A 24,767-nucleotide genomic window follows, 5' to 3' on the forward strand; every position below is an offset into this window, starting at 1 on the left:
CGGCGTATGCCTTCCCCGGAACCGGGCTGTAAGCTTCGCTAGCCATCGCGTGCAGACAGAAGGCGCCGGAGCGGACCCTCGGACGGGCGGGAGCCGATACAGGCAAGCTCCCGATGGATGGATTTACGTCCCCCACCCTCATTTAAGCCTTCAGGCCCGGCTCTCGCCGCTCCTTCAGCCCCGCTCGATCGCATCACCGCCGCACGCTTCGGGCCGGATCCTTGCGCCCTCTCCCTGCGACGGGACAGCTCTGATTATGCAGCGGGTTTCAGCGCGTCTGATCCAGAGCGCTGAGAAAGTTGTAAGCGGCTGGATTGGTTGGGGTCTTTGGCGCGATCGTCGGGGATTGAGGGCGCTCTATGCCCGTCGGCGTTCCTTCTCCCCTTGCGGGAGAAGGTGGCGGCCGAAGGCCGACGGATGAGGGGTCTCTCAGATGGGAGACGCCCCGCCCGGCCTGACCGCCGCACGCGGCTTTGATTTTTGAGAGACCCCTCACCCGACCTCCTTCGGAGGCCACCCTCTCCCGCAAGGGGAGAGGGACCAGGCGGCTGCGCTTTCGCGGGGATTTTACGGGAGAGGAGGCTGGCGGGAACTCTCGCCCATCAGAAAGGACCCGAACGTCACCCCTCCCGACGCTCCGGCCATTCTTCCGGCCGCATGATCATCGACGGGCGCAGGAAGGGCGATTGGACGCGGTCGTAGTCGGCGACGTCAAGATCTCGACACAATCTGGCAAGCAGTTCTTCGCCGCTGAGGTCGGGGACGGGCTCGCCGCGCAGCTCTCGCCACAGCGCCTGGGCCTCCTGCTTGATCATGTCTTCTCGGCGGGGCATCGGTTCAAGTCTCTAGCATTCGACCAACCAACCGCCGAACTTTAGGACTCGTTCCTGATTTTTTCGTTTACAAATCTTAATCAAGCTGCACCGCCGCATTTTTACCACGAGAACTGTCGGCCTACAGACTCGAAGACCTGAAAAGTCGGCCAGACGACAGCGACCTTGCGACGCGGAGATCGTAAACCTTTATTCGGCTAGAACCGGCGAACCATTGTTCCGCGAGTTTCTTCCCCATGCGCGTTTCCCGCCTGCTTCTCGTTCCCGCCCTGCTGGCCGTCGCGGTCGGCGCCCAGGGGTGCCTGGCCGGCGCCGTCGCGGGCGCGGCCGTCGGCACGGCCGGAGCCGTGGTCGGCACGACCGGCAAGGTCGTGGTCGGCGCCGGCAAGGCGGTGATCCCCGGCGAAAGCAAGAAGGACCGCGAAAAGCGCGAATTCCGCGAGTGGAAGAAGGCCCAGCGCGGCTGACGCCCCCCCCCTCCGGCCCTCCGGGCCGCCTCCCCCAGAGGGGGAGGATCTACGCCGCAGATGCTCCCCCTCTGGGGGAGCTGTCGCGAAGCGACTGAGGGGGCTCTACTCCGCCGCCTGAGGGATCTGATCGCCCACGGCCAAGCCCTCCAGATACAGCGACAGCGGCCGGATCTCGTAGGCGCCGGTCGGATTGGCCTCGCCCAGGGCGCGGGCCACGTCGAGAGCCTCGTCCATCGAGGCGCAGTCGACGATGTAGAAGCCGAGCATGGCCTCCTTGGTCTCGGCGTAGGGACCGTCCATCACGATCGGCGGCTCCTGGCCCTTGACCAGGGTCTTGGCCGAGCCGGTGAAGCCCAGGCGGCCGGCCGGTCCCAGCTTGCCCTCGGCATAGAGCCGGTCGTGAACGACCGACAGCTTTTCCATCACGGCCGCGTCCTGCGCCGGGGTCCAGTTCGAGACCAGGTCCTGATCGTTGTAGCAGAGGATGGCGTAGAGCACGGCGAGGCCTCCCGGGGCGCTTATAGGCGCAAGGGGTAGCCCGACCGGCGTTCTCTGAAAAGAGGTCTCAGGCCTCGGGCGGAGCCTCTGCGACCGCTTCCGACGCATCACCTTCAGGCTCAGTCTCCGGCGTCGCGGGACGCGGACGGCCCAGGCGGACGATCTTCTCCTCGGCGTTGCGGACCATGCGGGTCTGGTCGTTGAACTGGGCCAGCTGGGCGCAAACCGTGAAGAAGGCGCCGGGCATGCGGGTGTCGATCCCCTCGCTCAGCGTCATCAGGTAGAGGCCCGCCGCCTGGATCTTGCCCAGCACCTGCAGCAGGTCGACCAGATGGGCGGCGAAGGCGTGCAGGCTGGGGACGACCAGCAGGTCGCCAGGCCGCGCCGAGGCGATGGCCGCGTCCAGCCCCGGCTTGTGCACCGCCAGGGCATAGCAGGCGTCGTGGTGCAGCGCCTCGCAGCCGGCGGCGCTGAGCTTGTCCGCCAGGGGTCCGTCGAAGGTCGCGCCCCGTACGGGCGGAACCCGGAAGTAGCCGATCATGCGCATGGGCGCTGTGTGACGAACTCCGCGCCGCCGCGCCAGAGGGCGGCGGCGTCAAAGTCGGGGATAATCGAACCTCCCCCTCTGGGGGAGGCGATCGCGCAGCGATCGGTGGGGGGAGCGATTGCGAGATCGGCCAGCGTGGCGGAAGCTGAAAACGTCCCCCCACCGGCCTTCGGCCGCCTCCCCCAGAGGGGGAGGGTCGCCTCTACAGCGTCAGCGCGCAGCTCTCGCCGATGGTCGGGCGCGACAGGACCACGCGCGACAGGCCGGGGAACTGCGGCTTCAGGCGCTCGGCGAAATAGAGGCAGATCCGCTCCAGGGTCGGGCTTTCCAGGCCGGGGCGATCGTTGAGCAGGCCGTGGTCGAGCTCGGTGGCGACCGCCTTGAGGGCGACGTCCAGGCTTTCCAGGTCGGCGACCCAGCCGGCCGCCTGCATGGAGCCCTTCACGCTGGCCTCGACGCGGAACGAATGGCCGTGCAGCCGGCGATAGCGATGGTCGCCGGGGCCTTGCTCAATGTAGTGGGCCGCATCGAAATGCGCGGCCTTCGTGATCTCGAAGACGGGTTCGGACATGGACTTCTTTTATGACTAGGCCTGGGAGGCTCTAGCGCAACGGTCCTGTCACCAAACCGAGCGCCTTATCCGTCAGGGCAGGCCGAGATACTTGTGTGTCTGGACGCTTAAACGCCATTGAGGGTGGGAAAGGCAATAGGCGACGGCCAATTGCGTGTTTGCGTCGCGGTCCGGGCCGTCCATCGGCTGGAGATAGAAGCGCTCGAAATCCAGGCTTTCGAAGCGTTCCGGCATGGCCTTTTCCTGGGGGAACACGAGCTTCAGCTCCTGGCCGCGGGTCTGGACGACGGGGGCGTCGGCCTTGGGGCTGATGCACACCCAGTCGATGCCTTCGGGCGCGACGACCGTGCCGTTGCTCTCGCAGGCGATCTGGAAGCCGCGGGCGTGCAGGGCGGCGATGGCGGGCTCATCCAGCTGAAGCAGCGGCTCGCCGCCGGTGCAGACCACCAGCCGATCGTTGGGACCGCCGGTCCAGGCGGCCTCGACGGCAGCGGCCAGGGCGTCGGCGGTGGCGAACTTGCCGCCGCCCTCCCCGTCCGTGCCGACGAAGTCGGTGTCGCAGAAGGTGCAGACGGCCTTGTGGCGGTCCTGCTCGCGGCCGGTCCACAGATTGCAGCCGGCGAAACGGCAGAACACGGCCGCCTTGCCCGCCTGGCCGCCTTCGCCCTGCAGGGTGAGGAAGATTTCTTTCACAGAGTAGGTCATCGAGAACCTCCCCTCTCCCCTTGCGGGAGAGGGTGGCGGTCCGGAGGACCGTCGGGTGAGGGGTTGATGGCGAGATCCGCCGCGTAGGGCGGAACGATCGGGCGCGGCGTCATCGGTTTGAGAGACCCCTCATCCGACGGCTTCGCCGCCACCTTCTCCCGCAAGGGGAGAAGGAAGCGGAAGACGACCGGCCGCGTCCCACTCGGCGTAGCCCTTTTCGCGCAGCTCGCAGGCCGGGCATTCGCCGCAGCCGTGGCCCCAGGGATGCAGCTCGCCGCGTTCGCCCTGGTAGCAGGTGTGGCTCTCGACCACGATCAGGTCGACGAGGTCTTCGCCGCCGAGGGTCTTGGCCAGGGCCCAGGTCTCAGCCTTGGTCAGATACATCAGGGGCGTCTCGACGCGGAAGTTTCGGTCCATGCCGAGGTTCATGGCGCTCTGCATGGCGTCCAGCGTGTCGCGACGGCAGTCGGGATAGCCCGAGAAGTCGGTCTCGCACATGCCGCCGACCAGGGCGTCGATGCCCCGGCGGTCGGCCAGGGCCGCGGCGTAGATCAGGAACACGAGGTTGCGGCCGGGGACGAAGGTCGACGGCAGGCCGCGCTCGGTCATCTCGATGGCGCGGTCGGCGGTCAGGGCGGACTCGGCGACGGCGCCGAAGCTCTTGATATCCAGGACGTGGTCCTCGCCCAGACGCTGCGCCCAGTGCGGGAAGCGGGCGGCGACCTGATGGCGGACGGCCTGGCGGGCCTCCATCTCGATCGAATGGCGCTGGCCGTAGTCGAAGCCCAGGGTCTCGACGCGCTCATAGCGCTCGAGCGCCCAGGCCAGGCAGACGCTGGAGTCCTGGCCGCCGGAGAACAGCACCAGGGCGGCGCCCGAGGGCGCGGAAGAGGTGGAAGATGCGGACATGCCGCTCCTCTACACGACCTTGCCCCCGGCTGGAACGGCGGGGCGCGACGCGCCGCCGCCGGGGCTTCGACAACCAGCGTTTTCCGACTGTACCTTTTACGGGAATGCGACAAGATACAGCGTGCGGGGGAGCAAATTTTCTCCCTGTTTTCAGTAGACCGTCACGGATGACCTTGCGTCACCCGGCGGACCGTCTTTTCTAAATTTCTAATAAGCGAGTTTTCGGCGCAACAGATGACGTTGCGTCAAGTGAAAAGCCGTAACCTATCGCCGTTTACTTACAGGCGCGGCAGTTGACAGCCAAAGAACGCAAGTATGCAATCCTGCAATGCCGAAGCAGGTCTGCCGGACACCTGCCCGCCGATCTCCGCAAAGGAGATACGACAATGAAAACGTGCGGCGACGAGGAAACAACGGGACGCGGATAGGGGCCGCCAACAAGGCGTCATCGCGTCCAGGGAGGGATTTCGAATGACGCAGACCCTGCGCTTGCGCGGCCTCTTGGCCATGAGCGCTTCCGCCGCCGTGCTGGCCGCCGTGGCCGCCCCCGCCTTCGCCCAGACGTCCGCACCGGCCAAGCCGGCCCAGGACAACGTGATCGAAGAGCTGGTGGTCACCGCCCAGAAGAAGGAGGAAGCCCTCCAGGACGTGCCGATCGCGGTCTCGGCCTTCAGCCAGGACAGCCTGGAAGTCCAGAAGATCGACGGCGGCCCGAACCTTCAGCAGGCCATTCCGAACGTCAGCTTCGGCAAGAGCAACTTCACCAACAGCTTCAACTTCCAGATCCGCGGCATCGGCTCCAAGGGCGTCGGCGTCTCGGCCGACAACGGCGTCGGCGTGCACGTCAACAACGCGCCCCTTCAGGCCTCCAACCTGTTCGAGGCCGAGTTCTACGACGTCGAGCGGGTGGAAGTGCTGCGCGGCCCGCAGGGCACGCTGTACGGCCGCAACGCCACCGGCGGCGTCGTCAACATCATCACCGCCAAGCCGGCCGACCAGTTCGAAGCCCTGGCCCGCGCCGAATACGGCAACTACGGCACGACCAAGCTGCGCGGGATGGTCAACATCCCGATCGTCGAGGAGAAGATGGCGCTGCGGATCGCGGCCGCCTCGGTGAAACGCGACGGCTTCGTCACCAACACCTACAACAACCACAAGGTCGACGATCGCGACCTGTGGTCCACCCGCGTCAGCCTGCAGGTCAATCCGAACGAGCGCCTGCGCGTCAACCTGATGTGGGAGCACTTCAACGAGGACGACAACCGCGCCCGCATCGGCAAGCAGCTCTGCACCAAGGATCCGGGTCCGGCCACGGTCGGCGGGGTGGCCACCGGCACGTCCCGACGATACCTGACGCAAGGGTGCTCCTCGGCCAGCCTCTACACCGACGCCGCCTACGGCACGGTCAACACCTCGGGCACGCTGTACGGCGTTCTGGGCAACCTGGTGGGCTTCACCAGCGGCGACCTCAACGCCGGCGACACGGTCAGCAAGGACCTGCGCGAGATCGAGACGCTGTTCGACCCGATCTACAAGTCCACCTCGGACGTCTACCAGTTCAACTTCGCCTACGACATCACCGACAGCCTGACCTTCACCTCGCTGACCTCGCTCAGCAACGGCAGCATCTATTCGAAGCAGGACTACTTCCGGAACATCTCGCCGGGCACGTTCAACAGCACGGCCCTGACGCCGGGCGGCTTCTTCACCGATCCGCAGACCGGAACGTCCAACACCTTCCTGACCTACGACATCTCGCGGTCGACGGCCAAACAGCTGAGCCAGGAGTTCCGCCTGCAGTCGGCCTTCGACGGGCCGATCAACTTCAACGTCGGCGGCATCTATTTCGACTACCAGGGCATCACCGACTACCTGGTGGTCAGCAACGGCCTGACGATCTCGGCCCTGGCGCTGAACTTCCAGAACACCGGCAACCCGACCTGCAACCCGTCGACCACGGCCAACTGCATCGGCATCGACACCTCGGCCACCCCGACCGGCCAGGGCCACAACTACTATGACAACCACACGCCCTATCACCTGCGGGCCACCGCGCTGTTCGGCGAGGTCTACTGGCAGGCCAACGAGGATCTGAAGTTCACGCTGGGCCTGCGCCAGACCCAGGACAAGAAGAAGTCCGACTACTATCCGACCCCGCTGCTGACCACGGGCTACGGCCTGACCCAGGGCACGCCCTCGGCGCAGTATTCCGACTTCAAGGAACTGACCGGGCGCCTGGGCTTCGACTACAAGGCCAACCTGCCCTTCACCGACGAGAGCCTGCTCTACGCCTTCTATTCGAAGGGCTACAAGGGCGGCGGTGCCAACCCGCCGGGAGCCATCGGCCTGGCCGGCGTGGCGGCGACCTACCAGCCGGAATTCGTCAACGCCTTCGAGGTCGGGGCCAAGAACACCCTGCTGGGCGGCAGCCTGCTGCTGAACGCCACCGGCTTCTACTACGACTACCAGGGCTACCAGATCTCGAAGATCGTCAACCGCACCTCGGTGAACGAGAACATCGACGCCAAGGTCTGGGGCGTCGAGCTGGAAACCCTGTGGCAGCCGATCCACGGCCTGCGCCTCAACGCCAATGTCGGCTATCTGCACACCGAGATCGGCGACGGCGTCACCTCGATCGACACCATGAACCGCACCCAGGGCGACGCGGCCCTGACCCTGGTCAAGGCCGCCCGGCCGACCGCGGCCCTGGGCAGCAACTGCGTGCTGACCACCGCGGGCGTCGCCACGGTCCTCAGCGCCGGCCTGGGCGCCACCCTGCCGCTGGCCTGCGCGGGTCCGGGCACCGGCGCCAGCAGCTACTACAGCAACCTGACCAACACCCTGCTGACACTGGCGACGTCCAGCGGCGGCGCGGGGCTGAGCGCCGCCCAGGCCACGGCCGTCCAGACCATTCTGGCGGCGGCCGGCGGCCCTTCGGCCGGGGCCAGCACCCTGGTCGGCGCCCTGATGTCGAACGGCTTCACCTCGACCCAGGCCACCGGCCTGGTCACCGTGGCCCTGACGGCCAACACGATCGCCAACGGCACCGGGCTCTACAACTACGCCACCGGGGCCTCGATCGACGGCCGCGCGGCCGACCTGTCGGGCAACGAACTACCCAACTCCCCGCACTGGACCCTGTCGCTGGGCGCCCAGTACACCTGGGACCTGCCGTCCGGCTGGTCGGCCACCGTGCGCGGCGACTATTACCGCCAGAGCGAGCAGTACGCCCGCATCTACAACACCGAGTACGACCGGCTGAAGTCGTGGGAGAACGTCAACCTGACGCTCAAGATCGAGAAGCCGGAGCTGGGCCTGTCGTTCGACGCCTACGTCAAGAACCTGCTGAACGACACGCCGATCACCGACGCCTACACCACCGACGACACCTCGGGCCTGTTCACCAACGTCTACACGCTGGAACCCAGGCTGTACGGGATCAGCATCACCAAGACCTGGTGATCCGGCTGAACCAGGTTCGTTGAAAAAACGAGGGCGGCGGGTGCAAATCCGCCGCCCTTCCTGCTTTCAGGCCTGTGACTTAACGACTCTGCAAGGCCAAGTCGTCCAAGCTGTGAACTCAACGTCGTCCAGCCCCCGGCCGCATGGAAACGCTCGCCCGCCTCATCGATCGCCGTGAACCGGTCGATCCTCAGACGTCCTGCCGGACGGTGCTGGAGATCTTCGCGAGCGAACCGCGCCTGGCGGCCCTGGCGGTCACGCAAGGCCGCGAGCCGATCGGCCTGATCTATCGCGACGTCTTCGTCGGCCAGATGCTGGTCGCCGCCGAACACCTCAACGAACGCCCCGTCACCGAGGTCATGGACCCCGAGCCGCGCAGCGTGCGCGTGTCGATGGACCCCGGCGTCTTCGTCGACGCCCTGGCCCAGAGCGCCACCCCCGTCTTCCGCACCGCCTTCGTCGCCACCGACGAGCATGGCGACTATGTCGGCGTCGGGGGCCTCGCCTCGCTGCTGGCCTCGCACCGTCGCAAGCAGCGCGAAGCCCGCGAGGCCATGGGCCTGGTCGAGCGCATGGCGCACGACATCGGCCTGCACCTGGACGGCGTCCAGGCCTTCACCGACCGGCTGGAACAGCAGCGCCTGGCGCCCGACGCCGCCGCCTGCGTGCGCGCCATCAGCGACACCAGCCGCGACATGAGCGACATCCTCGGCCGCGCCATGGACCTGCACCGCGCCGCCACCGGCGGCCTGGCCCTGTCGCCCGAGCCGACCCGCCTGCGCGACCTGGCCGACGCCGTCGAGGCCCGCTGGGCGCCGCGCGCGGCCGAAGGCGGCTCGACCCTGCTGTTCTCCTATGACGGCGAGCCCGAAGCCGCCGCCCTGATCGATCCCTCGCGCCTGCTGCAGGTGTTCGACGCCCTCATCGACGGCGCCCTGGCCCACGGGCGCGGCGTGATCGAGGCCAGCCTGCGCGCCCGCCTCGACGGCGACCGCCTGCGCCTGGAAGGCGACGTGCGCGACAACGCCGCCGCCGTCACCGCCGAGGAACGCCTGGCCCGCGTGTTCGACCCGCTCGGCGAAGGCCGGATGGACGACCGCGCCGAGATGGCTCTCGGCGTCGGCATGGCCCTGGCCCACCGGGTGCTGCGCGAGATGGGCGGCCAGGTGCGCGCCGAGCCCAACCGCGGCGCCGGCCTGACCCTGCGCTTCGCCCTGACCGCCCCGGTCGCCGAGGCGCTGTTCGACGACGCCGAGGAGGTGACCGTCTCGGCCCGCCCCGCCCACATCCTGATCGTCGACGACAACGCCACCAACCGCATGGTCGCCGAGGCGCTGTGCGAGATGTTCGACTGCACCTCGGAGCAGGTGACCGACGGCGTCGAGGCGGTCGAGGCCGCCCGCACCGGCCGGTTCGACCTGATCCTGATGGACATCAAGATGCCGCGCATGGACGGGGTGGCCGCCACCCGCGCCATCCGCGAACTGCCCGGCCCGGCCGGCGCGGCTCCGATCGTGGCCCTGACCGCCAACGCCGGCCCCGAGGACGTCGCCGTCTATCTGGCCGCCGGCATGCAGGACGTGGTCGAAAAGCCGATCAAGCCCGAGCGCCTGGCCGTGGTGCTGAGCGCCCTGCTGGCCGGCGAAGACGAGCAGGAAGCGGCCTGATCCGCCCTGGCTGATCAAGCTCCGCAAGACTCAACCCCTACGAAACTCAAAGACACCGAAAGTTGTCTCAAGATCTGGCTTGAGTAGAGCCCGCGACAGATCGACGCCGCTACTGGCCTGCGCGCCAAAGTAGCCCTAAGTTGTTGTGCGAGCGGGAGACGAGAGCGTCGTGTTGAATTCGGCCGAACAGCAGGCTTGGGATTTCCTGAGCAAGGCGCCGCACTACGGCGCGCCGGCCGAAGTCGAAGAGCATTTCGGCCGCGCCCTGGCGGCCTTCGGCTACGAGCGCTTCGCCGCCACCCTGGTCAACGCCGAGCGCTACGGCAAGGAGCCCCCGGCCCTGTCGCGCCAGGACTTCGAGGCCTGGGACAGCCGCTATTGGGGCGAACGCTACGTCGTCCACGACCCGTGCGTGAAGCTGCTGCTGAAATCGAGCAAGTCCTTCGCCTGGACCGACGCCAAGCCGCTGGGCGACCAGCGCGCCCACGCCATGTGGGGCGAGGCCTCCGAGTTCGGCATGAACGACGGCTATGTGGTGCGGGTGTTCGGCCCGGCCGGCCACGAGGTGCTGATCCGCATGGCCACGGGCGCGCCCGACACCGACCCGGCCGCCCGCGCCGTGGTCGAGAGCCTGGCCACGGTGTTCGGCACCATCATGCTCAAGCATTGGGAACTGCAGGACGACAATCCCGACTACGGGGTGATCTCCGAGCGCCAGGCCCAGTGCCTCTATTGGGCCAGCCGCGGCAAGACCGACTGGGAGATCGGCGCGATCCTCGAACTCTCGCCCCGCACCGTCCACCATCACGTCGAAGCGGCCAAGAAGCGCCTGGGCGTGGTCAAGCGGCAGGAAGCGGTGATGAAGGCCGGCGAACTGGGCCTGCTGAAGGCCGAGTGACTCCACACGCGTAACGTCGATACGCGAAATTTCACAACCTTGAATATGGCTCGGTGATCTGTTAGGTCTTCGACATAGTCGTTTAGCGCCCGCGCGGAACGCTAATTATGGCTGTGTGTGCGCCAGCGCACAGACCAATTCCCTTTAAAAACTGGAAATGCCTCACGGACTGAGGCGGCGTGCGCATAGGCCGTTTGGCCTATCGGTGATTGGGCGGATCATACTGCCTAATGCGAGCTGTCCAGAACGGGGGACAGCATCGCCATGATCCACATCGTCACCTGCGAAAATCGCCACCTCTACGGCCCCCAGCTGTGGGCCATGCATGAAGAACGTCGCAAGCAGTGCGTCGAGAAGAACGGCTGGGTCGACCTGGTCGTGCTCGACGGCGGCGAGGTCGACGACTACGACGACGCCCGCGCCATCTACCTGCTGGGCTTCGACGACGACATGCAGCTCGAGGTCGGCCTGCGCCTGCGGCCCACCGACGACCGCTGCATGCTGGCCGACAAGTTCGGCCACCTGATCGCCCCGGGCGAAAGCCCCAAGAAGGGTCAGGACGTGTGGGAGGCCAGCCGCCTTTTCACCACCGAGGCCTATCGCGCCAAGAAGGGTCCGGGCCGCGGCACGCGCGTGTTCGAAGCCTGGGCGGCGGCCATGGAGCTGGCGCTGGTCAACAACGTCACCCGCTTCGTCGGCATGATCGACATGGCGCTGTATCCGGGAATCATGAACTCGCCGATCGACACCCGGCTGGTCGGCCTGCCCCGCCCCTACGAGTACGGCGTGGTCGCCGGATCGGAAATTCTCCTGTCGCGAGAATTGCTCCAGCGGGTTCGCGAATCGATCGCCATCGAATCGACCGTGGGCTATCACGTCGACGAACTTGACCTGCGGGCCTTCGGTGATCTGGTCGCCGTGCAGCGCCAGGTGCTGCGGGCGATGACGCCTCAGATTCTTCCGGGTTCGGAGCGTGACGAAACCCTTTCCGCGGAAGCGCTTTTCCGCTTGCACGACGCAAGCGGCCAAGCTCGGCGGATCTGGAGCGATCGCGGTCAGAAATCGGAGTTTCAGCTTAACGCTTAGGCGGAGCATAAGCTCCACCTCAGCGACGTAGCGCCGCACCTGAGCTAGCTCGACTTTCGCCAACGCCCCGGTCGTGTCATTTTACACAAACAACCGTTGGAGGCGAAAAAGTTGAGTGAAGAAACCGAAGGCCGGCGACCCAACCCGGTCGATCTGCACGTCGGCGGACGAGTCCGGATGCGTCGTAAACTCCTGGGCGTGAGCCAGGAGCAGCTGGCCGATTCCCTGGGCCTGACCTTCCAGCAGGTCCAGAAATACGAGCGTGGCGCCAACCGCGTCAGCGCTTCGAAACTGTACGAAATCGCCCGCACCCTGCAGGTGCCGGTGTCCTTCTTCTTCGACGGCCTCGCCGACCCGATGAACGGCGCCGAAGAGGACGAAGTCGGTCACCACGCCGAACGCGTCGTTCAGGAATTCCTGACCACGCCGGAAGGCCTGGAACTGGCCGAGGTGTTCCCGAAGATCAACCGCGGCCGCGTCCGCCGCCAGGTGCTGGACCTCGTCCGCGCCATGGCCGAGGAAGCCGCCCGGGCCGACGCCTGATCCGAGCGATCACCGAGTAAACTGCTTAGAAGAGCCTCGCCTCCCCCCAGGCGAGGCTTTTTCTTGGTCTGTATATCAACGCCTGCATGTCAGCCGGCGTTGGCGCGGCTCTGGGCCGCCAGCCAGATGCGCTTGGCCGTCTGGGCCCCGGCGGGGGCCAGGCCGCGCAGGTCGTGGCTCTTGAGGAAGGTCAGGCCGATCTCGCGGTCCTTGCGCCAGGCCACCTTGGCGTCGTGGGCGAAGCCGCCGACCAGGTCGACCAACTGGGCGCTCGCCGGCGGCGTCGATCCCGACAGCATCTGCACGCGGGCCCCGCCGTCCGACATGTCCTTGATCACGCAGTCCCAGGCGAAGGCGCCGCACAGCACCTTGCCGGACCTGTTCGTGGACAGGCGCGGCGCGGTACGCCGGTCAGCCCCCGAACGTGAATCGAATATCGACATGCCTCAAGGAACGCACGGCGCGGTTAATCGGCCGTCTGTTCCAAAGGTTTTTCCGACATTTACCTAAAGCTTGAGCATAGCGATCAGGCCGCGTCGCGCGTCGCGTCGGGCCGCCAGCCGTTGCTCAGCAGGTCGATGGCCATCAGGTGCGCCAGCTCCAGCACCTGCTCCTCCAGGCTGTCGAGCAGGGCCAGCCGCCGGTCGGGCGACGGGGTGTGGGCGTAGAGCGCGCACAGCACGTGCAGGCGGGCGCGGATGCTGGGCGGCTGGAAATCCGAATGCAGCAGCGAGGGCCCGGCCATCTCGGCCGCCGACACCCCGCGCCGGCCGAACGGACCGGTCGGAAGATCCTCCGACGCGTCACCGAGACCTGGCCACTGCTGCGACGGAACCGACTGCCTGGACATGACTGAACTCACGCTTTCCTGCTTGGGGTTGAACTGAAGATCAGGCCACGAGGGCCGGGGCGCCGCAGCGCATGCCGTTGGTGCGGACGTCGGCCTCGCCCAGGCCCACGCCGAGCATGCCCGTCAGGCTGTTGATCACCTGGTCGAGCGGCGCGGCCGCGGCCGCCAGCACCGGCGTCAGGGCCGTCAGCACCGCCGACTTGCCCAGGCCCAGCTGGATGCCCAGCAGATTGACGTCCAGCGTCAGGCCGGTGATCAGCGTGGCCACGGTCGTGCCGACCAGGTCGTTGGTCTTCACCGCCTTGACCGTGCGGGCCTTCACCTCGGCGCTGCTGAACACGACGTTGCGGAACGTGCCGCCGCCCAGGTCGACCTTGGACGAGCCGTCCACCGTGAACAGCGGCGCCTGGACGATGCGGCCCTTGGTCGGGGTCAGGGCCTGCTTGAAGTTCGACAGCTTGCTGGTGTCGACCTGGCCGATGGTCAGCGAGCCGACGCTGGGCTTGACCGCCAGGGTCGTGGTGCGGGCCGTGCAGTCCAGGGCGGCCAGCTTGGCCTCGCCCGAGGCCAGCTCGACCATCAGCGGCACCTTGATCTGGGCCGCGCCGCCCAGCAGGCTGCCCGACCCCAGCAGCTTGGCCTCGACATAGAGCCGCGTCTGTACGGTGCGGATGACCACCGACTTGTCCTGGGTGACGGTCATGAACGGGGCGTTGTTCATCGGCTCGCCGATGGCCAGCCAGGCGTCGACGTCGGCCAGGCCCGGGATGGCGGTTCCGAGATCCAGCTGCACCTGGCGCGAGCCGTTGCTCAGCATCAGCATGGCGTTGGCCATCTGCATGGCGTCGATGCCGACCGCCGCCCCCGCCCCGCCGACCACGCGGTCCTGGCGGGCGTAGGGGCCGGCGTCGATCAGCGCGCTGAGCTTGATGCTCTGGTTGGCGTTGGTGGCCGAGGACAGCACCTTGGCCGCCGCCGAGGCGCGGGTCTGGCCGGCCGCCGACAGCACGTCCGACAGCACCGACAGGGCCTTGCTGGTCTTCACGTCGGTGGCGAGCAGGTCGTTGTAGCTGGCCGCCTTGATCCCGAGCTTGGTGTTGAGCGCGTCGAGATAGCCGAACAGCTCGACGTCGGCGCTGGCGAGGGCCTGGTAGTCCATGACCGACAGGCTGACCGAGCTGCCGGTCAGGCCGGTCAGCAGGGCGTTGGCGACGCCGCCGTCGACGCTGGCCAGGCGCGTGCCGATCGAGAAGCTGGCCAGATCGGCGCGGGCGGCCGTGGCCTGTCGGCGGATCGGGATCGAGGGGCGGCCCAGCAGGGCCTGGCCGAAGAACAGGTCGGCCTGGCCTTCCACCGTCACGCGGGCGGCGTCGGGCGTGGTCGCGCCGCTCTGGAAGCGCTGGGCGGCGGCCGTCTTCTGGGCGTCGTAGCGGCCCTTGGCGACCTGCACGGCCACGGCCCCGCCGACGGGATTGACCTCGACCGTCGCGCTGGCGGCGCGATCGGCGCGGTCGAGGTCGGCCGCCGCGGCCAGGGCCGCAAGGTCGGCCACCCCCTGCAGGCGCCGAGACTGCAGATAAACCGAGCCCAGGTCGACGGCCAGGGCGGCCAGGCCGACCCCGCCGGTCAGGGCGGCGGCGGCGATGATCGCCACGCCCCCCTGGTTGTTGGAAAGAAAGCCGCGATGGGAACGGAAACGGCGCACCATCAATACCCTCCCAGACGGACGACCGCCTGACGGGTGATCAGGCTGGACGGCATGGGAGCGATCTTGGCGAAGGCGAAGGCCACGCTGTTGGAAGCGTCATAGGAGACCGAGATCACCGCCCGGTCGCCGCGATCGGTGACCTTGGTGGTCAGCCGCGTAGCGTCAAGACCGGCGTAGTCGGTCACGCCCTCGGCGGCCGAGGCCTGGGCCAGCTGGCTCCGTTCGGTGGCGTTGAGGCCGGCCACGGCGGCGCGGGCGGCGTCGTTGGCCACCTGCTGCACCGAATGGGCCATCCAGAAATAGGAGCCCCAGCCGACCATGCCGATCACCATGGCGATCAGCACCGGGCACACGAGCGCGAATTCCACCAGGGCCGTACCTTGCCGGTCGGCGGCGAACTTCCGGATCGAACGCGTCTTCGTCACATACGCCTCCCGTACCCGTTTGGAGCGAACACCCTTTGGGTTGTGAAGCGAGATTAGATCGACCTTGGCTGTCTCCGCGTTCGTACGTGTAATCCGGATTTCGCGAAGTTCGCGGACATGGAACCCGCATCCTCTGCGACGTTCTGCCACCCCCCAGACTGCGTTGCCCCCGTACTCAGCCACCGGTAACTTTAGCGCGCAACTGACCAACCATTCCGAGAGTTTGCTTCAGTGAATGCGTAGCGTCCGGATTCCACGCAAATCTGGAGGAGCGACATGAAGTCGCGCGACATCGCACCCGCAAGGGTGACCGCCGGAGAAATCAGCCGCAATTTCGGCCAATGGCAGGATGTGGCCCTGTCGGGGCCCGTCATCGTCACGCACCATGGCCGTCCACGGGTGGTGATGATCTCAGCCGAGCACTACGCCGCCGCCGGCCTCACCGAAGGTCCGGGCGGTCACGACAACGATTCCGAGCTGCACACGGCCGAGACCGCGCGATCGGCGATCCTGGGCCACATGAACGAGGCCTTCGTGGCCCTCGACCCCGACCTGCGCATCACCGCCGTCAATCCGGTGTTCGAGGACCTGAAGGGCTCTAGCGCCGCCCAGTTGATCGGCGCGGCCTGGAACGAGGTGTTCAACGCGCCGTCCCAGGCCCTGATCGGCGAGCAGTTCCGCCGCGTTCTGCGCACCGGCGAGACCCTGGAGTTCGAGTCGGAATCCACCGTCCAGGCCGGCCGCTGCTTTGGCGTGCGCGTCTTCCCCTATCCCGGCGGCGTGGCGGCCCTGTTCGTCAACCGCACCGAGGAGCGCGACCTGCGCGGCCGCCTCGACCGCGCCTCGGCCCTGGAGACGGCCCTGGCCGTGCTGCCGGGCCTGGCGACCGCCCGGCTGAACATCCGCGGCGTGCTGGCCAGCATGGACGCCGACTTCCTGACCCTGACCGGGTTCTCGGAAGCCGAGCTGCGCGACTGCCGGCTCAGCGACATCGTCCGTCCCGCCGAGCGTCGCGGCCTGACCATGGCCGTCGAGCACGCCCTGCAAGGCGACCCGCCGGCCCGCCTGTCGGTGACCCTGCTGATCAAGAACGGAGCCGAGCGGACGGTCGAGCTGGGGCTGGCGACCATCCGGCGAGACGGAGCCCCCGACGGCGTGCTGATCGCGATCGCGGCCTGACCGCTATACCGTTAACTTGACCGTACGGAACAATCGCCAGCCAATGCGCTGTAAGCGCTTGTCTTTTTGATGATCACAAGGCAAACCCGAAACGTTGGTTTTCGTATACGGAAGCGGCGTCATGGCGGGCTCGCCCATTCCACATCCAGTCGACACCCATGTCGGCGCGCTGATCCGCGCGCATCGTCGCGCGGCCGGTGTTTCACAAGAAGAGCTGGGCAAGGCGATCGGCCTGACCTTCCAGCAGGTGCAGAAGTATGAGACCGGCGAGAACCGGATCAGCGCTTCCAAGCTGGTCGAGGTGGCCAGGACGCTCAACGTGCCGATCTCGGCCCTGTTCGACGGCCTCGACACGGGTCCCGACGGGGAAAACCTGATCGTGCGCTTCACGGCCCTGCGCGACGCCAGTCCGTTCATGCAGGCGGCCGTCGAGCTTCCCGACGCGATCCGGGCGGAGCTGTTCAGGCTGGCCACGGTCTACGCCGCCGAGGACGGGGCGACGTCCTGATCACCGGCAGACGACACAGCCATAGTTTGCCATAACCATTTGCTCTACCTATAGTAGCCAATCCGACACATCCGGGGGGATGCGGCTATGGGCGAAGCGAAGACGATAAGGGTGCCGGCGCGAGACGGCGCCGAGATCGGCGAGGTCGCCGCCGGCGCAAGCTGGCGCTTCTCGGCCCGCGGCCGCTGGTGGGACTGGTTCGTGCCTTCGGGCGCCGGCGGCTACCGCTTCTTCCTGGCCGACATCCTGGACATCTACCCCGTATCGAAGGATCGGCCGTTCTTCGAGCTCACCGCCCGCGTGCGGGAGCACCCCGAAACGCTCTATCCCATCGGCCGGGGCGCGACGGTCACCTTCGAGCAGGCGGGCACGGTCGAGCTCTTCGCCAACGACGTCGAAGGGTTCAACTGGAACAACAGCGGCGCCGTCGAGGTCGACTACGAGCCCTGCGACTGCCCAGAGCCCCTCCCCGACCACAGCCAGTACGACGGCCTGCCGGGCAAGTGGACGCTTCTGCGCGACACGCTGGACAAGACCAAGGGCGTCGGTTCCACCGCCATCCTCACCCTGGCCGCCGGCGCGGCGCTGGTCTTCGTCCAGCAGGGCCGAGACCTGGTGCGCACCGTGGCGGAGGGCGACTTCTCCGGCGACACCGCGGTGCGCCAGATCTTCTTCGCCCTGACCCTGCTGTTCCTGGCGGTGCAGACCTGGATCTGGCCCCGCCTGATCATCCTGTCGAACTACGGGCGCGATCGCCAGGCCTGGACCCCCAACTGGCTGCTGCGCTGGACGCCGAGGCTGCTGGGCCTGGCGCCGTTCCTGTTCGTCATCGGGGCGTTGTTCAAGAACCCGGCCCCCAACACCGGACTGATCGCCGCCCTGGTGCTGATCGGCCTGGGCTTCTTCGCGGCGATCATCGCCCAGTACGACGCCCGCAAACGCATCAGGGCGACGGCGAACGCCAGACGCGAACCCGACCTGCCGCCGCGCGAGCCGCTGCGCATCGGCCGCCTGTGGGTGATCGCCAGCTTCCTGATCAGCCTGACCGCGATGCTGTGGGCGATCTTCTTCCCCGTCGCCTTCGGCTGGACCCTGGGCGCGCCGGCCGTGGCCTTCCTCGGGGTAGGCTGCATCATCCCGGTGCTGGTCGTGCTGATCCAGACCGGCGACGCCGCGCGCGTGCCGACCCTGGCCTTCCTGGTGGTCGCGGCGGCGATCTTCGGGCTGTGGATCGACAACCACCCGGTCGGCTGGCGGGCGGCCACGACGCCCTATCACGCGATCGCGCAGGACCAGCGGCTGACGCTCGATCGGGCCTACGAGGATTGGGCCAAACAGGCGCCGGCAGGACCCGACGGCGCGCGCACCCTGGTGCTGGTCGCCTCGGAAGGCGGCGCGTCGCGGGCCGGCTACTGGACCGCCGAGGTTCTGGCCTCGCTGCACGAGAAGACGGGGGGCAAGCTGGCCCACAACCTCTTCGCCATCAGCTCGGTTTCCGGCGGCAGCGTCGGCGCGATCGGCTATGCGGCGGTGCTGCAGGACCGCCCGAACCTGCAGCCGAAGGATCTGCGCGGCGCGGTCACCGACTTCGCCGGCCGGGATTTCCTCAGCCCCACCTTCGGCGGGATGCTGTTCCCCGATCTGCTGCAGCGCCTCGTGCCCGTGGCCCTGCTGCCCGACCGGGCCCAGGGCCTGGAACTGGCCTTCGAGGCCGGATGGCGCGCGCACTGCAAGGACGTTCCGGGCTGCGATCATCCGGATCTGCTGAGCCGGAGCTTCAGCCAGTTCGGCCCGACCGACGCCGCCTGGCGGCCGCTGGTCATCATCAACGGCGCGAGCCAGGAGACCGGCCGGCGCATCCTCACCAGCCGCCTGCGCTTCAGCCCGTGGGAGATCAATGCCGACGACTTCTACAACGTCGTCGATCGCGACGTTCCGGTCTCCACCGCGATCCACAACGGCGCGCGCTTCCCCTGGATCAGCCCGGCCGGAACCCTGACCCGCAAGGACGGGTCCGGCTCCGGCCATATCGTCGACGGCGGCTATTTCGAAGCCGCGGGGGTCGAGGTCCTGCGGGAACTGGCGCCGGCCCTGCGGACCATCGCCGAGAAGCGCGGCGACAAGCTGCGCATCGTCTTCGTCTATATCGGCTATCGCGAGCGCACCGACGAGGCCCTGGCCAGCGCCGCCGCCCCGGCCGACGAACCGAGGGCCAACAGCTTCCTCAACGAACTGAGCGCACCGCTGAAGGCCCTGTTCGGCAGCCGCTCGGCCCATGCCGGCCACCTGCAGCGGGAGCTCAAGCTGGAGGCGTCGGGCGATCCCCGGGACATCAACCCGATCCTCTACGCCTCGACACCCCTGGCGCACTACGAGCCGATCCTGCTGTGCAAGCAGACGGGTCCGCGGCCCTTCGAACCGCCCATGGACTGGGCGCTGTCGGGCTGCGCCAAGGCCTATATGCGCAAGGCGGCCGGCGGGACGGCGATCGCTGAGGGCCGGCAAAGCGCCTGCCGCAAGATCCTCGACCAGCCGATCCCCTGTCAGCGCTCGCTCGACACGGCCATCGCCCGCGCCGCCCGCCAGGCGCTGGGCGGAGCGCCGGAGCCGAGGACGCCGCGAGCAACCATCAAGGCGTCAGGCGCCGTCTCCAAGCCTGTTGGCAATGACCCGAAAGGTTAATGTGGTCATCAATGTGGACTGCCGAACCACCGAAACTAATGCGACCATATCAAACAGTTCAAAACATTCTAAAATTGAGCATAGGGCAAAATATTTATGAAAACCCTCCCAGAACTCCCCTTCCCAATGAGCGTTCACTACACATTGATGAATATATACAATTCAGTAACGGCACTTGGGCAATATTTGTACAGAAAACCAACCGAAGAATACGGCATTGTTCTAAAAAGAAATTCTATAAATATCATGGTTTATGCCATGCTTGAGGGCGCATATCAAAGAAAATACAAATCAAACACCAACAAGCAATCCATAATGGAAGTATGGGAGCAAAAATCAGCCGAAGAAAGCAACATTTTTTCAAATTTTGCGTGCAAACTCATAAATGAATTCGACATCTCGGCCATAAAATTGTGCAGCATATTCAGCAAATCAGAAATGGCAATGATATGCATGAATAGGCATCAATTAGTACACAACATGCTGACACAAATTCACGACGGAAAATCCACAATATACTGGTCCGAAGAAGACACAGTTAAGAGCGATAAGCCAAATTCCAGACAATCATTTATAAACCTGCTGGAAGAATCAGGCAATTTTAACTATGAAAATAGAAATGCTATAGTAGCTAGATTTATGAATGAAAAATCAGAACTTTGGCCACTCGTCTTCGGAGTAATGACAAATGACCTAAGGGACTTTCTCAGAATAAATAGTGAAAATCACGATCCATCAAACCCGAACTCATTCGGGATTCCAATGCTCGAGGAAGTTTTTAGATTTGAGAATCGCTTTCAGCTTGAGGAAATGACGCCATACTCAATGCAAGAGGCTCAAGAAAAGGGAGGCCCAGAACAGTTCTTAACCCAATCCATAATGATGAATATCGGTGGTATAGGATTTAGAATACAGCATTAATGGCAAGTTCGCATAAAGATCGCGCACTTACCCACATTGGCGTCAATCAATAACACTTGCAGATGGCGCCAAAAAGGACGCCAGGCGCATTAAGGCCAACTTGTCGGGAGGAACCGTTGGTGGCTGGGGGCGGGATCGAACCGCCGACCTGTGGGTTATGAATCCACCGCTCTAACCATCTGAGCTACCCAGCCGCCGAAGCGGAGCGGGCTTATAAGCGCAAACTGACGCCGGCTTCAAGCCCGGTTTGCGATGTCATCCACAACTGCGCTGAGGCGCCGCGCGAGGCTGTCGGGACCATAGTCGGCCAGCACCGCTTCACGGGCCTTTTCGCCAAACGCCAGCGATCCGGCGGGGTCGGCGACCAGGGCGGCCAGGGCGTCGGCCAGGGCGACCGCGTCGCCCGGCGGCAGCAAGCGGCCGCTGACGCCCTCGACGATCATCTCGTCCGGACCCGGAATGGCGCTGGCCGCGACCGGCAGGCCCACGGCCATGGCTTCGAGCAGCACCAGGGGGAAGCCCTCCTGGTAGGACGGGAAGGCGAAGACGTCGCCCGTGGCCAGGAAGGCCGAGGCGTCGCGCCAGCCGACCAGGCGCACGCGGTCGGAGAGAGCGTGCTGGGCGATCAGGCCTTCCAGCTTGGCGCGCTCGTCGCCCTCGCCGGCGATCTCGACCTCGAAGGACAGGCCCCGGTCGCGCAGAAGGGCGGCGGCGGCGATCAGCACGTCGAAGCCCTTCTTGGGATGCAGGCGGCCGGCGGCGACGATGCGCGGCGGGCGGCCAGGCTCGGCGAAGGGCGTCGCCCGCACGGTCGGGATCTTCACGGCGTTGGGCACGAAGTGCACGTGGGCGGCGGGTACGCCGCGCTCGATCGCCAGGTCGGCGAGGTGACGGCCGACGCAGATGTAGTCGGTGCGCGTGGTCTCGATGTCGAAGACCGGCTTGTGGACGCAGATCGCCAGGCGGGTCGATTTCGGGGCGGCCTTGGCGAACAGGCGCGCGGGTCGCTGGCCGTGGCTGAGGATGATGGCGGGCTTGACCGCCTTCACGATGCGGCGAGCCGCGCCCAGGGTCAGGGGGTCCCAGTCGGTGTAGGCGGGCATCGACAGTAGCGGCGGGGTGCGGCCGGCCTGGGCCTGAGCCACCTTGCTCCCCGCCCGCACCACGCCCGCGCACAGGCCGCCGCGGCGGGCCGTCCAGGTCTCGAGGATCGGCTGATAATCGAGGAACACCTGTTCCAGGCCGCCCAGACCCTTGCCCAGCATGGCGTGCAGGATGGCGGTCAAGGCGATCTCCGAAACTGACGGGAAAACAAGCGCCGGAACCTTCCCCGCGAGACCCACGCTGTCAATGCGCCGGCCGAAAATCAGGCCCGCCCCTCGCCGCCCCCTCGCCTGCCGGGAGAAAAGCCGTTTATGGTCGCCTCATGCGCTCATCCCTGATCTTCGCCGCCTCCGCCCTTCTCGCCATGGCCGCCTGCGGTCCCGGCGAGGCCCAGAACAGCGCCGCCCCGGCCGTCACCGCCGACGGCGGGCCGGTGGAGACGCGCACCGCCAACGCGCCCGACCAGAAGCCGGCCTTCGCCGGCCAGACCCGCGCGCCCCTGAAGGCCGCCGGCGTCGCCTATCAGGTGCAGGTCGTGGCCAAGGGCCTGGAGCATCCGTGGGCCATCGCCTTCCTGCCCGACGGTTCGGCCCTGGTGACCGAACGCGCCGGCCGCCTGCGCATCCTCGCCAAGGACGGAACCCTGTCGCCGGCCGTCGCCGGCCTGCCGGCGGTGGACGCCAACGGCCAGGGCGGACTGCTGGGCCTGGCGGTCGATCCGAACTACGCCCAGAACGGCCTGATCTACTGGAGCTATGCCGAGCCGCGCGACGGCGGCAACGGCACGACCGTGGCCCGCGGCAAGCTGGTTCCGGGCGCGACGCCCAAGGTCGAGACCGTCCAGGTGATCTGGCGGCAGACCCCGACCCTGGCCTCGGCCCTGCACTTCGGCGGCCGGCTGGTCTTCGCCCGCGACGGAAACCTGTTCATCACCACCGGCGAGCGCTCGATCATCGAGGGCCGGATGCAGGCCCAGCGCCTGGACGGCACGTTGGGCAAGGTGATCCGCATCAGGCCGGACGGCTCGATCCCCGCCGGCAATCCGTTCGCCGGCCAGGACGGGGCCAAGCCCGAGCTCTGGTCGATCGGCCACCGCAACCTGCAGGCCGCCGCGATCAATCCTAAGACCGGCGAGCTGTGGACCGTCGAGCACGGCGCCAAGGGCGGCGACGAGCTGAACATCCCCCGCGCCGGCAAGAACTACGGCTGGCCGACCATCACCTATGGCGAGGAATATTCCGGCAAGCCGATCGGCGACGGGATCACCGCCAAGGAAGGCCTGGAGCAGCCGATCTATTACTGGGACCCGGTGATCGCGCCGTCGGGCATGGCCTTCTACGAGGCCGACCTGTTCCCGGCCTGGAAGGGCAGCCTGCTGGTCGGCTCGCTGAAGGAGCACCACATCGCCCGTCTGACGCTGGACGGCGACAAGGTGGTGGGCGAGGAGCGCATCGCCACCGAATTCGGCGAACGCATCCGCGACGTCGTGGTCGGCCCCGACGGCGCCGTCTGGGCGGTGACCGACGAGGAAGACGGCAAGGTGCTGCGGATCACGCCGAAGGGCTGAATTTCACCAAGGCGCGATTGACGCAGGACGACAACCTGAGACTGTGATCGCCAATCCAGTCCCGAGTCCGCATCCATGCTCGATCGCCGCCAGACCCTCGCCCTGCTCGCCGCCCTGTTCGGAGCCGCCGGGGCCAATACCGCCCTGGCCGCGGACGCCCCGACCGCCGCCCCCATCACCGCCCCCATCACCGCCAAGGTGCGGCTGCAGGGACGGCGCGTGGTCATCGATGTCCTGCTGGACGGCAAGGGTCCCTACACCTTCATCATCGACACCGGGGCGGTGATCAGCGGCATGCGGCCCGACCTTCCGGGGCAGCTGGGCCTGCGCAAGCTGCGCGACGTGCGCCTGAACCAGGGCAAGGTCTTCCCGCTCTACGCCGTCGATGACGTGGTGTTCGGCGGCGCGGTCCGGCAGTCGGGCGTCAGCCTGGCGGGCCTGACCGACGTCAAGCTGGACGGCGACGGCCTGCTCGCCGCAGGCATGCTGACCAGCTTCGACAGCGAGCTCGACTTCGAGGCCGGCCTGTGGCGGGTCTGGCCCGGCGGCCTGGCCGATCGCAGCGGCTTCACCCGCCTGGAATCGGACCTGCGCGAAAGCAACGCCGTCGCCGGCTCGCCGCGCATCGTCGCCGCCGTCGAGCTCGACGGCCAGCCGCTGCGGCCGCTGCTCGACACCGGCGCGCCGAACGCGCTGTACATGGAAAACCGGCTCGGGCGTCAGCTGGGCCTGTGGAATGACCAAACGCCCTACGCGCCAATCCGCCCGCGAGGGATCGCCGGGCCGACCAAGAACCTCTCGCGCACCGTTCGCGCCAAGCGGCTGAAGGTGGGGTCGGAAGTCTATGAGAATCCCCTGGTCGTGGTCCACGCGCCGCAGGAACTGACGTCCGGCTCGCTGATGGGCCTGCCGATCCTGCAGACGCTGAACCTGTCCTTCGACCGTGGCGACAACGCCCTGTGGGTGAAGCGCAACGGGCTGCCGGTTGCGACGACGACCTACGCCCGCTCGGGCCTGTGGGTCGATCTGGAGGGGTCGGAAGTCAGGGTCGCGGAGGTCGGCGCGGGAAGCCCCGCCGCCAAGGCCGGCGTGCAGCCCGGCGACATCGTTCGCGGCGTGAGTTCGGTGCGCGAGGCCGTGGTCATGACCAGCGGCCCGGCGGGACGCGAAGTGACCCTGCCGCTGACACGCAAGGGTCAGTCGACGGACGCCCGCTTCGCCCTGGCCGACTACCTGTAGCTAGTCGACCTCGCGCCGGGCTCGCCAGGCCTTGCGGGCCTCGGACGGCTTGCCCTTGACCAGGGCCCCGGCCGCGACGCCGGCCAGGAACGAGGCGGTGGGGTGGGCCAGGATGATGTCGGCCACCCGCTCCTCGATCGGGGCCTTGCGATGCTTGGCCTGATGGTTCGACTGGGCCAGGGCCCAGATCGCCACCACCGCCGCGGCGATGCCGGCGACGATGGCGTGAGCCCAGGCCGTGCCGACGATCGAGGCCAGGAAGGCGAACACCGCCATGGCCCCCGACACCGCCGCGATCGCCGCGGCCATGACCAGTCCCGCGCCCCGCACCAGGCGCGAGGTCAGCCGCTCGATGAAATCGTCCACCATCGCCCTCTCCGTGAAACAGCCTATCG

The 24,767-nt window shown here is 67.0% G+C and carries 24 protein-coding genes and 1 tRNA gene; 12 read left to right on the forward strand and 13 right to left on the reverse strand.

Translation table 11 applies throughout. From position 1 onward, the window contains the following. Positions 1-620: 620 nt before the first annotated feature. Positions 621-815, reverse strand: a complete 195-nt coding sequence (locus tag AC1RRS_RS00590) for a hypothetical protein (protein ID WP_233245226.1) — start codon at positions 813-815, stop codon at positions 621-623. Positions 816-1,069: 254 nt separating this feature from the next. Here AC1RRS_RS00590 and AC1RRS_RS00595 point away from each other — a divergent pair, with 254 nt between their 5' ends. Continuing rightward, positions 1,070-1,300, forward strand: a complete 231-nt coding sequence (locus AC1RRS_RS00595; protein ID WP_110119496.1) for a hypothetical protein — start codon at positions 1,070-1,072, stop codon at positions 1,298-1,300. Positions 1,301-1,405: 105 nt separating this feature from the next. On the opposite strand, the gene AC1RRS_RS00600 is transcribed toward AC1RRS_RS00595, so the two are convergent. From AC1RRS_RS00600 to queC, 5 genes are all read right to left on the reverse strand, one after another. Beyond that, a complete protein-coding gene (locus AC1RRS_RS00600) occupies positions 1,406-1,801 on the reverse strand; it encodes a YciI family protein (protein WP_487288593.1) in 396 nt (131 codons plus the stop codon). Between the two features lie 67 nt (positions 1,802-1,868). Then, positions 1,869-2,342, reverse strand: a complete 474-nt coding sequence (locus AC1RRS_RS00605) for a recombinase family protein (protein ID WP_492853512.1) — start codon at positions 2,340-2,342, stop codon at positions 1,869-1,871. Between the two features lie 208 nt (positions 2,343-2,550). Beyond that, positions 2,551-2,919: a 6-pyruvoyl trahydropterin synthase family protein gene (locus AC1RRS_RS00610; protein ID WP_334348542.1), complete on the reverse strand. Its 369-nt coding sequence runs from the start codon at positions 2,917-2,919 to the stop codon at positions 2,551-2,553. 72 nt (positions 2,920-2,991) lie between these two features. Next, on the reverse strand, positions 2,992-3,624 hold the full coding sequence (gene queE, locus AC1RRS_RS00615) for a 7-carboxy-7-deazaguanine synthase (protein ID WP_492853513.1): 633 nt from the start codon (positions 3,622-3,624) through the stop codon (positions 2,992-2,994). A 129-nt stretch (positions 3,625-3,753) separates the two neighbouring features. Next, positions 3,754-4,533, reverse strand: a complete 780-nt coding sequence (gene queC, locus AC1RRS_RS00620; protein ID WP_492853514.1) for a 7-cyano-7-deazaguanine synthase QueC — start codon at positions 4,531-4,533, stop codon at positions 3,754-3,756. Positions 4,534-5,004: 471 nt separating this feature from the next. On the opposite strand from queC, the gene AC1RRS_RS00625 reads away from it, so the two are divergent. The 5 genes from AC1RRS_RS00625 (at position 5,005) to AC1RRS_RS00645 (ending at position 12,189) form a co-directional block, all read left to right on the forward strand. After that, a complete protein-coding gene (locus AC1RRS_RS00625; protein ID WP_492853515.1) occupies positions 5,005-7,995 on the forward strand; it encodes a TonB-dependent receptor in 2,991 nt (996 codons plus the stop codon). A gap of 143 nt (positions 7,996-8,138) precedes the next feature. Further along, positions 8,139-9,662, forward strand: a complete 1,524-nt coding sequence (locus AC1RRS_RS00630; RefSeq protein WP_492853516.1) for a response regulator — start codon at positions 8,139-8,141, stop codon at positions 9,660-9,662. A gap of 169 nt (positions 9,663-9,831) precedes the next feature. Beyond that, on the forward strand, positions 9,832-10,560 hold the full coding sequence (locus AC1RRS_RS00635; RefSeq protein ID WP_487288587.1) for a helix-turn-helix transcriptional regulator: 729 nt from the start codon (positions 9,832-9,834) through the stop codon (positions 10,558-10,560). Positions 10,561-10,824: 264 nt separating this feature from the next. Then, the gene (locus AC1RRS_RS00640; protein ID WP_492853517.1) at positions 10,825-11,646 is read left to right on the forward strand and encodes an acyl-homoserine-lactone synthase; all 822 of its coding nucleotides are present in this window, start codon (positions 10,825-10,827) and stop codon (positions 11,644-11,646) included. 111 nt (positions 11,647-11,757) lie between these two features. Then, complete coding sequence (locus AC1RRS_RS00645; RefSeq protein WP_110119520.1) at positions 11,758-12,189, forward strand: helix-turn-helix domain-containing protein; 432 nt, start codon at positions 11,758-11,760, stop codon at positions 12,187-12,189. Positions 12,190-12,278: 89 nt separating this feature from the next. On the opposite strand, the gene AC1RRS_RS00650 is transcribed toward AC1RRS_RS00645, so the two are convergent. The 4 genes from AC1RRS_RS00650 to AC1RRS_RS00665 form a co-directional block, all read right to left on the reverse strand. Further along, positions 12,279-12,632, reverse strand: coding sequence for a PilZ domain-containing protein (locus AC1RRS_RS00650; protein WP_487288585.1), 354 nt, complete (start codon positions 12,630-12,632; stop codon positions 12,279-12,281). An 83-nt stretch (positions 12,633-12,715) separates the two neighbouring features. Next, entirely contained in the window at positions 12,716-13,039 is a 324-nt protein-coding gene (locus AC1RRS_RS00655; RefSeq protein WP_492853518.1) for a hypothetical protein, read from the reverse strand. Positions 13,040-13,079: 40 nt separating this feature from the next. After that, positions 13,080-14,747 carry a pilus assembly protein TadG-related protein gene (locus AC1RRS_RS00660; RefSeq protein WP_492853519.1) on the reverse strand — a complete coding sequence of 556 codons (1,668 nt, stop codon included), beginning with the start codon at positions 14,745-14,747 and terminating at the stop codon, positions 13,080-13,082. Beyond that, positions 14,747-15,172, reverse strand: a complete 426-nt coding sequence (locus AC1RRS_RS00665; RefSeq protein WP_492853520.1) for a TadE/TadG family type IV pilus assembly protein — start codon at positions 15,170-15,172, stop codon at positions 14,747-14,749. The genes AC1RRS_RS00660 and AC1RRS_RS00665 overlap by 1 nt, the downstream gene beginning before the upstream one ends. 276 nt (positions 15,173-15,448) lie before the next feature. Here AC1RRS_RS00665 and AC1RRS_RS00670 point away from each other — a divergent pair, with 276 nt between their 5' ends. From AC1RRS_RS00670 to AC1RRS_RS00685, 4 genes are all read left to right on the forward strand, one after another. Then, complete coding sequence (locus tag AC1RRS_RS00670; RefSeq protein ID WP_487288580.1) at positions 15,449-16,351, forward strand: PAS domain-containing protein; 903 nt, start codon at positions 15,449-15,451, stop codon at positions 16,349-16,351. A gap of 121 nt (positions 16,352-16,472) precedes the next feature. Then, entirely contained in the window at positions 16,473-16,859 is a 387-nt protein-coding gene (locus AC1RRS_RS00675) for a helix-turn-helix domain-containing protein (protein WP_110119508.1), read from the forward strand. A 111-nt stretch (positions 16,860-16,970) separates the two neighbouring features. Then, on the forward strand, positions 16,971-19,541 hold the full coding sequence (locus AC1RRS_RS00680) for a hypothetical protein (RefSeq protein WP_492853521.1): 2,571 nt from the start codon (positions 16,971-16,973) through the stop codon (positions 19,539-19,541). A 96-nt stretch (positions 19,542-19,637) separates the two neighbouring features. Next, positions 19,638-20,462, forward strand: a complete 825-nt coding sequence (locus tag AC1RRS_RS00685) for a hypothetical protein (RefSeq protein WP_492853522.1) — start codon at positions 19,638-19,640, stop codon at positions 20,460-20,462. A gap of 117 nt (positions 20,463-20,579) precedes the next feature. On the opposite strand, the gene AC1RRS_RS00690 is transcribed toward AC1RRS_RS00685, so the two are convergent. Together AC1RRS_RS00690 and AC1RRS_RS00695 are read right to left on the reverse strand one after the other, a co-directional pair. Further along, positions 20,580-20,656, reverse strand: a tRNA-Met gene (locus tag AC1RRS_RS00690). Positions 20,657-20,698: 42 nt separating this feature from the next. Then, entirely contained in the window at positions 20,699-21,748 is a 1,050-nt protein-coding gene (locus AC1RRS_RS00695; RefSeq protein ID WP_492853523.1) for a glycosyltransferase, read from the reverse strand. Between the two features lie 140 nt (positions 21,749-21,888). Here AC1RRS_RS00695 and AC1RRS_RS00700 point away from each other — a divergent pair, with 140 nt between their 5' ends. After that, complete coding sequence (locus AC1RRS_RS00700; protein ID WP_492853524.1) at positions 21,889-23,133, forward strand: PQQ-dependent sugar dehydrogenase; 1,245 nt, start codon at positions 21,889-21,891, stop codon at positions 23,131-23,133. Positions 23,134-23,208: 75 nt separating this feature from the next. Further along, on the forward strand, positions 23,209-24,372 hold the full coding sequence (locus tag AC1RRS_RS00705) for an aspartyl protease family protein (protein WP_492853525.1): 1,164 nt from the start codon (positions 23,209-23,211) through the stop codon (positions 24,370-24,372). Here the strand turns inward: AC1RRS_RS00705 and AC1RRS_RS00710 are convergent, their stop codons facing one another. Next, positions 24,373-24,741: a hypothetical protein gene (locus AC1RRS_RS00710; RefSeq protein ID WP_110119513.1), complete on the reverse strand. Its 369-nt coding sequence runs from the start codon at positions 24,739-24,741 to the stop codon at positions 24,373-24,375. It abuts the gene before it with no gap. Positions 24,742-24,767 lie beyond the last annotated feature (26 nt).

The sequence above is a fragment of the Caulobacter sp. GW821-FHT12A07 genome (assembly GCF_058807655.1).